The following is a 13,049-nucleotide window of genomic DNA, read 5'->3' as shown; positions in this document are numbered from 1 at the left end:
TATTTCTCTTAATACCAGATTAATCCGCTTTCATACGGGGTCTGTATAGACAGAATACATACTCAATGACAGCCCATTTGGTGCTGGATACACTATCACAGATCGTCATTCAATCTCTGGAAAGACTGCACCCAAGGAAAATAACATGAACAAAATAACACTTCCTCTTATCGCTCTAACAGCCTCTACCTTCCTCAGCGGCTGCCAAAACATGAATGCTGAAGGCCTGATGCAGTCTGGCGCACAGGCCTTTCAGGCAGCAACGCTTTCTGATGCACAAGTCAAAGCTTTAAGTGAACAGTCTTGTGCGGAAATGGACAGCAAGAACCAAATCGCTCCTGCGGACAGCACCTATGCCAAACGCCTAGCGACCATTTCTAAAGCACTGGGCAGCGACATCAATGGTACCCCAGTCAACTATAAAGTCTACGTGACGAAAGACGTCAACGCGTGGGCCATGGCCAACGGCTGCGTACGTGTTTACAGCGGACTTATGGACATGATGAATGACAACGAAGTCGAAGGCGTGCTTGGGCATGAAATGGGCCACGTGGCATTAGGCCATTCACGTAAAGCGATGCAGGTGGCTTATGCCACCACGGCTGCGCGTACCGCCATTGCCGCCAGCGGCGGCGTTGGCGCACAGCTATCCCAATCACAGCTTGCCGATCTGGGAGAAAAACTGGTGAATTCACAGTTCTCACAAAAACAAGAAAGCGAAGCCGATGACTACTCTTTCGATCTGCTTAAAAAACGCGGAATCAACCCGGTTGGGCTAGCCACCAGCTTCGACAAACTGGCCTCACAGGAAGCTGGGCGTCAAAGCAGCATGTTTGACGATCACCCATCCTCTCTGGCCCGTGCGCAACACATTCGCGATCGCATCGCCGCAGAGCAATAATATTCCTAGGCTCCGATATCATTTCGGAGCCATTTTCCACTTATCTCCCGGCCGCAAAATTGCTTCTCTTTTAATCGTAAATTAACTACTTCCAGAATGTACCTATGATAGTCTCAGCCGATTTTATTGCATAAAAATCATACAATTAACCTATCATTTGTCAACGGAAGATAAAGATAATGAACATTAAAACGCTTATCGCGATAGCAATCGCATCAGCCACATTAACCGGCTGTGAGCACATTAATACCCAAATGGCCGCGCAGTCTGGCGTACAAGCGATTCAGGCCGCAACGCTCAGCGATGCAGATGCAAGATCCCTCGCGAATCAATCCTGTAAAGAGTTGGATAACCAAAGCCAAATCGCCAGCAGCAAAAGCAAATACACCAAGCGCTTAAACAAAATTGCGAAGGCGATGGGTAACAACATCAACGGCATGCCGGTTAATTACAAGGTGTACATGACCGATGACATCAATGCCTTCGCGATGGCAAACGGCTGTATTCGCGTATACAGCAGCTTGATGGACATGATGACCGACGACGAAATTGAAGGCGTGTTAGGCCATGAAATGGGGCACGTTGCACTTGGTCACAGCCTGAAAGCCATGAAGGTCGCTTATGGCACCATCGCGGCAAGAACGGCAGTGGCCTCCACCAGCGGCGTAGCCGCCGAACTGTCACAAACGCAGTTAGCCGATCTGGGCGAAGCGCTGATCAACTCGCAATTCTCACAGCATCAAGAATCTGAAGCCGATGACTTCTCATATGATTTCCTGAGAAAGCACAAGCTGAACACGCTGGGGCTGGCAACCAGCTTTGAGAAACTGGCCGAGCTCGACGGTGGCCGTAAAGGCAGCATGTTTGATTCACACCCACCATCAACCGAACGCGCACAGCACATCCGCGATCGTATCGCTGCAGACAAATAAAATCTGCCGCATAAAAAAACCGCAGCTTTGCTTTAGCTGCGGTTTTTATTTAACGAAGAAAACAAAACGAGCTAGTCGTCGGCTTTCTCGCCTTTCGCTTCTTTGGCTTCGATTTCACGATACCAGCGTGGATGATGCTTACGCGCCCAGCGACGGCTGACTTTACCTTCCACCATACCTTTGATCGATCCCTTAACCCAGAAAGCCATATACATATGGATCAGGATCGCGTGGATCAGCACGATTGCCGCAGCCGCATGGATCAGCAGCGAATAACGTACCATTTCGATCGGGAAGTGCTGGGCAAAATACGGACGCCAGATAATGATGCCGGTGATCAGCAACACGAAAATCAGACTCATGATGCTCCAGAACATCATTTTCTGACCGGCGTTATATTTACCCACGTCAGCAACTTCGTGCTCATTGCCTTTGAGCACTTCAACGATGTTCACCACCCACGGCACGTCTTCACGTTCAGGAATGTTGTGCTTCACAAAACGGAAGAACATAAACATCAGCGCCACAAAAATCAGCACGCCAAAGAATGGGTGCATGATGCGCCCCATCTGCGGTGTACCAAACGTTTGTGTCAGCCACTGCAACGTTGGGAAGAACAGCGCGATGCCAGACAGCGAGACCAAGAAGAAACAAATTACCACCGTCCAATGACAGGCACGGTCGATGAATTTGGTACGAACGATCATTTTACTTTTACTCATGATGGTTCCCCTTCTCGTCATCACTCTCTTCTTCGTCGCTCACCTCTTTGTTCGGACCCACACCAATATAGTGATAAATCAAACCGGCAAAGGTTGCGATAAATCCAGCGACTGACAGCGGCTTCAGCACCCCTTTCCACAAACCAACCGCCATATCGATCTTCGGATCTTTCGGCAGGTTGTGGTACAACTCTGGCTTATCCGCATGATGCAGAACATACATCACGTGAGTGCCACCAACACCTTCAGGGTTATAAATACCCGCGTGCTCAAAGCCACGTTTTTTCAGCTTCTCAACGCGCTCGCTCGCCACTTCCAGCATCTCTTTCTTGCTGCCGAAATGAATCGCACCGGTCGGACACGTTTTCACACAGGCGGGTTCTTGTCCCACGCTCACGCGGTCAACGCACAGCGTGCATTTGTACACGCGGTTGTCGTCTGGATTTAAGCGAGGAATGTTGAACGGACAGCCCGCAATGCAGTAGCCACAGCCGATACAGTGCTCAGACTGGAAATCTACAATGCCGTTTGCATACTGAATGATTGCGCCAGCCGACGGGCATGCCTTCAGGCAGCCCGGATCGGTACAATGCATGCAGCCATCCTTACGGATGAGCCACTCCAGCTTGCCGTTTTGCTCAACTTCCGAGAAACGCATCAGCGTCCAAGATTTAGCGCTCAAATCGGCAGGGTTATCGTAAACCCCGACGCAGTGCCCTACCTCGTCACGAATATCGTTCCATTCAGAACAGGCTACCTGACAGGCTTTGCAGCCAATGCAGGTAGACACGTCGATAAGCTTAGCCACTTCTTCTTTGTAGTCGCGAGCCTGCGGCGGCGGCGTTAAGGCATTAGTCGCCGAACGCTTGATAATGTCTTGTGATTGCATGGACATAAGTTCGGCTCCTTACACCTTTTCCACGTTAACTAAAAACGCCTTGTACTCTGGCGTTTGCGAGTTAGCGTCGCCTACGAACGGAGTCAGGGTGTTGGCGATAAAGCCTTTGCGCGCCACGCCTTCAAAGCCCCAGTGAATTGGAATACCAACGGTATCCACTTCCTGACCATTGACCTGCAAGGTACGCAGACGGCGAGTCACCACCGCTTTCGCTTTGATAAAGCCGCGTTTGCTGCTGACTTTCACCGTATCACCGTGCTCAATGCCTTTCGCTTTGGCCAAACCTTCGCTAATTTCTACGAACTGTTCAGGCTGAACGATGGCGTTAAGGCGCGCATGCTTCGTCCACGTGTGGAAATGCTCGGTCAGACGATACGTGGTACCGACATAAGGGAACTCAGCTTTGCTGCCCATACGTTTGGCATCCGCTTCATACAAGCGAGCCGCAGGGTTAGAGATAACGTTTGGATGCAGTGGATTAGTGCCCAGCGGTGTTTCAAACGGCTCGTAATGCTCAGGGAATGGCCCTTCCGCCATCTTGTCGATGGCAAACAGGCGACCCAGGCCTTCCGGCTGCATGATAAACGGTCCGACGCCGCTGCCCGGTGCGGCGGTGTTGTAGTCTGGAATATCGTTTCCGACCCATTTGCTACCATTCCACTCGATCAGCATGCGCTTAGGATCCCACGGTTTACCCATTGGATCTGCCGACGCACGGTTATAAATAATGCGGCGGTTCAACGGCCATGCCCAAGCCCAGCCCAGCGTGTTGCCTAAGCCTGACGGATCGCTGTTATCACGATTCGCCATCTGGTTGCCCTTGCTGGTCCAGCTACCGGCATAAATCCAGCAGGCGCTTGCCGTGGTGCCGTCATCACGCAGATGAGCAAAGGTATCCAGCAACTGACCTTTCTTGGCTAACAACGTGCCGTTAGCATCGTACAAATCGGCCAACGCATAACCGTTGTTTTCTTTCGCCACTTCTTCAGATTCAGGATGATCTGGCTGCTCATAGCCCCAGCCCATTTTCAGCAACGGCTCAACGCCTTTACCACCTTCATTCTGATACATGGTGCGCAGGCGATGGTACAGACCCGCAAGAATTTCGCCGTCGTTACGCGCTTCACCTGGGGCGTCTGCGCCTTTCCAGTGCCATTGCAGCCAACGACCTGAGTTCGCAATCGAACCATCTTCTTCGGCGAAGCAGGTTGAAGGCAGACGGAAGACTTCAGTCTGGATCGATGCCGTATCAACCTCGTTCATCTCACCGTGGTTTTGCCAGAAGTTTGAGGTTTCTGTCACCAACGGATCGATAATCACCAGATATTTCAGCTTAGAAAGCGACTCAACGACCTTATTCTTATCTGGGAACGACGCCACTGGGTTAAAGCCTTGGCAGATATAGCCGGTGACTTTGCCCTGATCCATCATCTGGAAGTACTTCATCACGTCGTAGGACTGATCCCACTTCGGCAGCCAATCAAAGCCCCAGTTATTTTCTTTCTGCGCATCGTCACCATAGAAAGCCTTCATCAAGCTGACGAAGAATTTCGGGTAGTTACCCCAATAGTTAACCTGACCCGGCAGCGTCGCTTTTGGCGTATTGGCTGCAAGATAGGTTTCGAGATTGGTGTGCTTTTCCGATGGCAGCGTCAAATAGCCCGGCAGGCTGGTAGACAGCAAACCAAGATCGGTAAGACCTTGAATATTAGAGTGACCACGTAAGGCGTTAACACCACCGCCGGCCATCCCCATGTTGCCTAACAGCAACTGGATCATCGCCATGGTGCGGATGTTCTGCGCACCCACGGTGTGCTGAGTCCAACCCAATGCATACAGGAACGTGGTGGTGCGGTCAGCCGCGCTCGTAGAAGCCAGCACTTCGCAGATTTTCAGGAAATCCGCTTTTGGCGTGCCGCAGATGTTTTCCACCACGTCCGGCGTATAACGGCTAACGTGCGCTTTCAGCAGGTTCCACACGCAGCGCGGATGCTGCAAAGTGTCGTCGCGCTTGGCGTAGCCATTTTCGTCGAACTGATAGTTCCACGTGGTTTTGTCGTACTGACGTTTAGATTCGTCATAGCCGCTGAACAAGCCGTCTTCAAACGAGAAATCATCCCGCACCAGCAGGCTGGCATTGGTGTAGTTTTTAACGTATTCAGCGTTAATTTTGTTGTTAGAAATCAGGTACAACAAAACGCCCGACAGGAAAGTAATGTCGGTGCCAGAGCGGATCGGCGCATAAATATCCGCCACAGAAGCAGTGCGGGTAAAGCGCGGATCGACCACAATCAGCGTGGCGTCATTGTTGTTTTTGGCTTCCATCGCCCAGCGGAATCCGACCGGATGCGCTTCAGCGGCGTTGCCACCCATCACCATAACAACGTTGGCGTTTTTGATATCAACCCAGTGGTTGGTCATCGCACCGCGACCAAATGTTGGAGCAAGACTTGCTACCGTTGGTCCGTGTCAGACGCGCGCTTGGTTATCAACCGCCAACATGCCCAGTGAACGGGCGAATTTTTGCGTTAGCATACCGGTTTCATTGCTGGCCGCAGAGGCGCACAACATGCCGGTTGAAAGCCAGCGGTTAACCGTGACGCCTTCGGCGTTTGTCGTTTCAAAATTCTTATCACGGTCGTTTTTCATCAGCTTGGCGATGCGCTCAAAAGCATCGTCCCAGCTAATGCGCTGCCATTTATCAGAGCCTGGCGCACGGTATTCAGGGTAACGTAGACGATTTTCACTGTGGATGTAATCCAGCAGGCCAGCACCTTTCGGGCAAAGTGCGCCACGGTTTACCGGATGATCCGGGTCCCCTTCAATGTGAAAAATCGTTGATTTCGCGTTCTTGGCACCATCGCCAAGGCTATACATCAATAACCCACAGCCAACAGAACAATAGGTACAGGAGTTACGGGTTTCTTTTGCACGCAGCAACTTATAGTTACGTGACTCCGCCAGCGCCATAGTAGGAGTGAATCCTAAAACTGCCGCTGTTGTACCAGCCATCCCGCCGGCGCAGATTCTAAAAAACTGTCTGCGACTGACGTCCATTGCCATCCTCATTGCTTCAATGATGTTTTTGTCAGCGGCAAACTAACAGTTACAACCCTGCTCATATTGAGTCAAATCAAAAAATAGAACTATTCACTCAATATTTACCCCTTAATAAGTAGAAAGGGTAACGTTTCGTTAACTCCTATGGCACACAGAGTAAGGATTTGTAGGATTTATCTGCAACTAAGTAGTCATTCAAAAAATTAGATTAAAAAAGTGATTTACTGTTAAAAAGACAGCGACTGGCGCCGCTTTACAGTATCAATAGACCCATGAGCTGTTGGCATAGCAATTGATTACTGGCTGATCGCAACTAAATCAATATGGCGGGCGTTACCCTGCAGACTTTTGACTAAAACACGGTTGGTGAACTCAAACACTCGACCAGTAACATTTATCTTTATTCTATTACCATCACAGGTAATGTTTGCACTTCCAACATCGCTAATTAATACGGGTGCAGGAAACTGTTTTTTGTCTTTCAACGAAATGACGCGATGCTCCATCAAGTAATATTGATAGAAAAAAGGAACTGTCGCACCGCCGGTATCATCAAGTAGCACACTCACGTAAACACCATCACAGGCCTGATATGATTTAACCAGATGGCTATTATTCAATTGGTCAGAATCAGAAAATAAATATAATAGGGCTACAGCCCCACAAATGAACCCTCCAATAAATAGCATAATTTTAATAACCATTTTCTCTCGCATAGCGGATACCCGCTTCAATCATCTCTTGATCGCTAGGATCATCACCAAAAGGATACTCCTCCCAACACTGCGTCCCCTTAGCGGCGTTTAAGGTCTTGTGCATTCGGTGGTGCAGCAGGAACTTTTGTCATAAATTATTCCCAAAAAAAAATAGAATTGATATTTATATAAATCATTAGAATGATTAAACATAATTATTTCAACTCCATCCTAATAGAGTAATTATATTTAATTCCGAGAGACTAACCTCATATTTAAAACATTCTATTCAATATTGAAAAATCTTGTTTACACTTTTTTTATCCCACACCGCCAACGTTGTACCCTACCTTTATACCGAGCATCTTATTCTGTTCTTATCGCATGGGTATCTACAACGATGAGGCGAAAAAAATAACCATCCATAACGAAAAAAGGCGGCCCGAAGGCCACCTTGATATCAGTATAAACGCGAAAACTATTCGCCTTTTTTATCTGCCTGAATGTAGAGCATTTCCAGCGCCAGCGTTGCAGCGGCCAAAGCTGTAATTTCAGATTGGTCGTAAGCCGGAGCGACTTCCACCACGTCCATACCGACGATATTAAGATCTTTAAGGCCACGTACCAATTTGAGCGCACGATCAGAAGTCAGCCCACCAATAACAGGAGTACCGGTACCTGGTGCAAAAGCAGGATCCAAACAGTCGATATCAAAGGTCAGATATACCGGCATATCGCCTACGATCTGTTTGATCTGCGCTAACACATCATCCACGCCACGATCGTTTACCTGTGCGGCATCCAACACGGTAAAACCATTATCGCGATCGAATTCAGTACGAATACCGATCTGCACCGAGTGGTTTGGATCGATCAGACCTTCGTTAGGTGCATGGAAAAACATCGTACCGTGATCGAATTTGCTGCCGTTAGCATAGGTGTCAGTATGCGCATCGAAATGCACCAGCGCCATCTTGCCAAAATGCTTAGCATGCGCACGCAGCAAAGGCAGGGTTACAAAGTGGTCACCGCCGAAAGTCAAACAGCGCTTACCAGACTCCAGCAGTTTCTCTGTATGCGCCTGCAGAGAGTCGCTCATGTCCTGCGCATCACCGAAGTTAAATACGACGTCGCCACAGTCAACCACGTTTAAGCGATCGCGCAGATCGAAGTTCCACGGCCAGCGGTTGCCTTCCCACGCCAGATTAGTAGAGACCTGACGAATTGCCGCAGGGCCATGACGCCCACCAGCACGACCTGAAGTCGCCATATCGAAAGGTACACCGGTGATAACCCAATCGGCATCGCTGTCGTATGGCTGGAAGTTCAGCGGAAAACGCAGGAAGCCAAAGGCGTTAGAAACCAGTGAGTTATCGGGTTTATTGCCTAGGGTGCTCATAATCAATCCTCGTAAAAGGCCGCAGTTGTTGCTGGCCGAAGTCAAAGTACCGATGAAAAAAAATCCCTTCCGCGTCGTTAGCCCGACGAGAAAGGGATTTATTGTTCGCTTTTAAAGCTGCTGTTGGCAATTATCGCCGCAAACTTTCAACTCTTCAAGCCCGACGTGAGTCTTTATCTACCCTGAAAAACAATTGTATAAAAGGTCTTTTTTCTCAAAGAGATAACAGCAAAGAACTCAGCTACTAAATAAGATATTTATAAAAATTAAAAATATTACTAATTCATAGAAGAACACTTATTAATAAATGTATTTATGTTTACACGCCTAGTTTATTTAATTTTAAATAGCTATGAGCTCACTTTTATTATTTAAGGTTATTTGAATAAATTTAATTCTATTTTTTTATGAGAAATATGTATCTAACATTGATATTGCATTTCAACCCAAATAAAATCAGGAATTAGATATCATGTCAAATAACACTAATATCACCTTCAATGCAAAATGGATAAATACTTCATCATATGTTGGAGTATTTGAATTTGAACTCACTAACAACACCGGAGAGATGCTCATTAATCCTGAGATTACAATAGACTTTGGAGAAGATTCATATATTGAATATAATGATGGGATTATGTTTACGCCCACTTATGGTAGCTTAGTGGGTTACTTGGAAGAGCCTAATGTTGCTAATAATCAAACAGTGACTTTCTCGGTCACCGCTAATGACTCATGTGGTATGTCTCCTGTGGCTTATTGGGTAAATGGCCTCAACGCTATTAATAGCGTTGCCAGCACAGATACCGACGCACAAACAAAACCCACTAACCTGAAATTCTCAAGTGTGGGTGCGAACAGTTTTACGTTGAGCTGGGATGCACCAACTGGCGATGTCGATCACTATGATGTAGCCTATCAACCAGAGGATGACCCTCAGGCCGCATTACAAATCGAGACCACGGAAACTCAGGTCACCATAAATAATCTTATGGAGACAACCTCATATATCATCGCTATTGCTACTTTCGATACCCCTGACAATTGGACATCAATCGTTGAAGCAAATGTGACCACCACCGCCCAAACACCTGATACCACTGCACCTACCGCACCTAGCAATCTGAAGTCTGCCAACATTAGCGTTAACAGCATTTCTCTAAGTTGGGATGCAGCAACCGATGACGTTGGCGTCGACCATTATGTGGTGACCTACCAACCAGTGGGCGATACTCAGGCTGCACTTGAAATTCAAACCACCATCACCAGTGTTATTTTGAGTAACCTAACGGCGGAAACAAATTACGCTATTTCGCTAACTGCCGTAGATGCCGCAGGCAACCAATCACCTGCAACCACCGCTACGATTGAAACAGCGACCCCCTCTGCTGATACCAGCGCGCCTTCTGTACCTAATGGCCTCGGCGTTAGTGCTATTACCGATACCTCCTTAACGCTAACATGGAAAGCATCAACGGATAACGTTGGTGTTACCGGCTACAAAGTCAAATACACCTCAGCCAGTGGTAGCAGCGTCACCAAAGATGTCATCACGACAACCTGTGAACTAACCGGCCTGACTGCCAATACAGTATATAGCCTAAGCGTAGCCGCCTATGATGCCAATAATAACGTTTCCGCCTATTCTGCGATCATCACGGCAACCACTCAGGCACCGCTAGCCACGACCACCAGTTTTGCGCCTTATATCGATGTCACGATCAATGCAAACTGGGGGACAAATCCTCCGGGGATCAACACTAGCCTGGTTTCCGATGCCATTGCACTCGGAGTGAAGAAATTCCATCTGGCTTTTCTCGTACAAGATCGTGCCTCTAACCAGTTAGTTTGGGGCAATACTTATTTCCCATACAGCGCTGTTAAGCCAGTCTGCGACATTATTCATGCAGCTGGCGGCGAACCGATTGCGGCGTTTGGCGGCGCCAGCGGCACCGATCCTTCAGTTACCCAAACTCAAGCAGATCTCACCACTATCTATCTCAACTTGAAAAAAGATTTCGGTATTCAGCATATCGATTTTGATTTTGAAAGCGCGGGGCAATACAACTACAAAGTGGCGTTCCCTGCCGCATTGGCAGCGCAAAAACAGGATCCAACGCTGTGGTTTAGCCTGACGCTACCGGTGATGCCAACAGGGTTGACCGGTGAAGGTATTGCCATGATCACTTATGCTAAGCAGATCGGTCTGGCACTTAACGTGCAAATTATGGCGATGGATTACGGCGCATCGGGTCTGGATATGGGGGCGGCGGCCGTGAGTGCCATTGATGCCACGAAAAATAACCTATCCAGCATTTATCCAGATAAATCCTCTGCTGATCTCTACAAGATGATCGGTGTGATCCCTATGATTGGCCAGAACGATACCGCTGGTGAAATGTTTAGTTTTCAGGACGCCACCAAAACGGCGCAATATGCAAAACAGCACAGCCTAAATCTGGTTTCAATGTGGTCGCTTGGTCGTGACTTCCCTGGTATGGGTGATTTATCCACCTGTACGCAGAATTCGGCACAAACCAAAAACTATGAATACACTACAACGTTTTTGAATGCCATTGGGAATGAACCTGAGCCAGAGCCAGAACCTGAACCTGAGGAAGACCAACGTAATGTTTTTCACGTTGAACAACATGGCGACCCCTATGCACTTAACGATCTACAGCGCCGTCAATCTGTTCCTGCGCCAATTCAGCCAACAGGCTATTGGGCCAAAGCCGGCAGCGTATTGACCGTTGAGTATGCTGTATCAGGTAATACACCAACAGATGCACCACAAATTTGGATCCACTGTATTGTCGAGGGATACGATGAGGCTCAACAATATTATAGCGATAAGCAAAAAATACCGCTTGAAGTTGGGGTCAATAAAATCAACGTCGCACAAACCGGCGTAGTATATATTGCATCTAATAATATTCCTGACCCTGCGGTAAATATGAAAGTCACTATTGTTAGTGGTGGAAATCTGATGCCGGTTTTTGTATTAGGCAGAGATGATGCCAATGCGAAACAATGGCTGAAAGATGTTGCACAGGCCGTCAGTAAAAACACATCACCTTACGCAGAGTTGGTCGGGAAGCGTATGATCATTACCCTCCCAATTCACGAATTTAAAAGTAATGTCACCGATCCCGTCGCAATATTAAATTCATGGGATAAAATTATTGATTGGGCTGAAACACAATACGGGCTGACACAAAATGGCCCATATCCGAATATTGCAACCGCCGTGCGTTATCACTTCTTTACTAAAGCCGATAGCACGGGCGGATACATGAGTTCAACTAACGAATGGATGGCGACAAATCAGGACGGCATCAAAGATATCACGGACAATATTAATCTATCGTGGGGACCGTGGCATGAACTCGGCCACCAGTATGAAGTTATTGCCTTTCAGACAAAAAGTGAGGTTCTCGAAAATCTGACCTCTTTATACGTCCAGAGGGAACTGGGGCTCACTTCACGCCTGCTGGCGGATAACTGTTGGCAACGTACTCGTGATTATCTGCAGCAATCGGGCAATAATTACGATGCTGAAGAGGATTTATGGACAAGCGTCACCATGTTCTGGCAGCTTGATCTCACCTTCGGAAAGGATTTTTATCAACGCCTAACTGATAATATTCGCATGCTTTCGGTATCGGAGTTACCTGATAGCGATGAAGAAAAAAAATCTTTATTCATTGCGTTAGCCTGCAAGGTTTCAGGTTTTGATTTATCGCCATTCTTTGAACAGTGGGGATATCGCTCAACCGCGAAAGCCCCTATCAATTTAGCAAAAATGAAGTTAAAGAAACTCAACGACAAAATTTGGCTCAATGAAGATGAAAAAGTTCTTTATCGTTATTTACTCGAACAGCAAGGCATTTCAGGACGATTATCACTGCCATTAACGGTTTTGATAGGAGAGGAATTTACGGTACAAGCCATAGTGACAAACCGTCCAGATGCGGAGTTAAGCTATAGCTGGAAAACGCCTGAAGGATTCGAATTAGTTTCTCATAATGGCCCGACCGCCGTTTTCCGCTCCGCTACAGAATGTATTGCCAACGCCTACGTTAGCGTCGTGTGTGCGGTGTCAGATAAAGACAATACTATAGATATGGGTGCTAAAATTCAGCTGAAATCCTCAGGAGAACAGCAACGGCCCGAAACTATCTATTGCGCACAAATACTGAAACGTTATGGAAAAGATAAGCTTCACACATGGGATGATAGTAATCCAACTGGCACGCCAGGTGATATATATCTATATCACAGCGCGGGTAGCTATCGATTCTTCCAATTACGCAATAAAGATTACTGGTATTTCCCAACAACGAAAAGTAGCAATAGTGACTGGTCTTATATTGGTGAATACAATACGGATATATACCTAGCCAATAAATAGTTTGATCTTATTTTAAAAATAATAA

General features: G+C 47.4%; 8 protein-coding genes. 3 read left to right on the top strand and 5 right to left on the bottom strand.

Annotated features, from left to right (window positions below; genetic code table 11):
• Window positions 1-145 precede the first annotated feature (145 nt).
• Together AB3Y96_RS03715 and AB3Y96_RS03710 are read left to right on the top strand one after the other, a co-directional pair.
• The gene (locus AB3Y96_RS03715) at window positions 146-901 is read left to right on the top strand and encodes a M48 family metallopeptidase (protein ID WP_072309061.1); all 756 of its coding nucleotides are present in this window, start codon (window positions 146-148) and stop codon (window positions 899-901) included.
• A 176-nt stretch (window positions 902-1,077) separates the two neighbouring features.
• Window positions 1,078-1,833: a M48 family metallopeptidase gene (locus AB3Y96_RS03710; protein WP_254663931.1), complete on the top strand. Its 756-nt coding sequence runs from the start codon at window positions 1,078-1,080 to the stop codon at window positions 1,831-1,833.
• A gap of 71 nt (window positions 1,834-1,904) precedes the next feature.
• Here AB3Y96_RS03710 and fdnI read toward each other — a convergent pair whose 3' ends face one another.
• The 5 genes from fdnI to speB all read right to left on the bottom strand — a co-directional run bounded on the left by fdnI (window position 1,905) and on the right by speB (window position 8,607).
• The gene (gene fdnI, locus AB3Y96_RS03705) at window positions 1,905-2,555 is read right to left on the bottom strand and encodes a formate dehydrogenase-N subunit gamma (RefSeq protein ID WP_072309063.1); all 651 of its coding nucleotides are present in this window, start codon (window positions 2,553-2,555) and stop codon (window positions 1,905-1,907) included.
• Window positions 2,548-3,450: a formate dehydrogenase subunit beta gene (fdxH, locus tag AB3Y96_RS03700; RefSeq protein ID WP_072309064.1), complete on the bottom strand. Its 903-nt coding sequence runs from the start codon at window positions 3,448-3,450 to the stop codon at window positions 2,548-2,550. The genes fdnI and fdxH overlap by 8 nt, the downstream gene beginning before the upstream one ends.
• 12 nt (window positions 3,451-3,462) lie before the next feature.
• A complete protein-coding gene (fdnG, locus tag AB3Y96_RS03695; RefSeq protein WP_367298522.1) occupies window positions 3,463-6,510 on the bottom strand; it encodes a formate dehydrogenase-N subunit alpha in 3,048 nt (1,015 codons plus the stop codon).
• A 299-nt stretch (window positions 6,511-6,809) separates the two neighbouring features.
• On the bottom strand, window positions 6,810-7,229 hold the full coding sequence (locus AB3Y96_RS03690) for a hypothetical protein (protein ID WP_367298521.1): 420 nt from the start codon (window positions 7,227-7,229) through the stop codon (window positions 6,810-6,812).
• 457 nt (window positions 7,230-7,686) lie between these two features.
• Window positions 7,687-8,607: an agmatinase gene (gene speB, locus AB3Y96_RS03685; RefSeq protein WP_046459071.1), complete on the bottom strand. Its 921-nt coding sequence runs from the start codon at window positions 8,605-8,607 to the stop codon at window positions 7,687-7,689.
• 640 nt (window positions 8,608-9,247) lie between these two features.
• On the opposite strand from speB, the gene AB3Y96_RS03680 reads away from it, so the two are divergent.
• The gene (locus AB3Y96_RS03680) at window positions 9,248-13,024 is read left to right on the top strand and encodes a fibronectin type III domain-containing protein (protein WP_367298520.1); all 3,777 of its coding nucleotides are present in this window, start codon (window positions 9,248-9,250) and stop codon (window positions 13,022-13,024) included.
• Window positions 13,025-13,049 lie beyond the last annotated feature (25 nt).

Source organism: Hafnia alvei (assembly GCF_964063325.1).
Taxonomy (GTDB): Bacteria; Pseudomonadota; Gammaproteobacteria; order Enterobacterales; family Enterobacteriaceae; genus Hafnia; species Hafnia alvei_B.
Note: the sequence above shows the minus strand (reverse complement) of the source record. Positions and strands in the feature narration are given on the sequence as shown.

Excerpts from the sequence above, each read along its gene's own strand:
- AB3Y96_RS03715 (WP_072309061.1), top strand. The coding sequence starts at position 146 with ATGAACAAAATAACACTTCCTCTTATCGCTCTAACAGCCTCTACCTTC.
- fdnI (WP_072309063.1), bottom strand. The coding sequence starts at position 2,555 with ATGAGTAAAAGTAAAATGATCGTTCGTACCAAATTCATCGACCGTGCC.
- fdxH (WP_072309064.1), bottom strand. The coding sequence starts at position 3,450 with ATGTCCATGCAATCACAAGACATTATCAAGCGTTCGGCGACTAATGCC.
- AB3Y96_RS03690 (WP_367298521.1), bottom strand. The coding sequence starts at position 7,229 with ATGCGAGAGAAAATGGTTATTAAAATTATGCTATTTATTGGAGGGTTC.
- speB (WP_046459071.1), bottom strand. The coding sequence starts at position 8,607 with ATGAGCACCCTAGGCAATAAACCCGATAACTCACTGGTTTCTAACGCC.
- AB3Y96_RS03680 (WP_367298520.1), top strand. The coding sequence starts at position 9,248 with ATGTTTACGCCCACTTATGGTAGCTTAGTGGGTTACTTGGAAGAGCCT.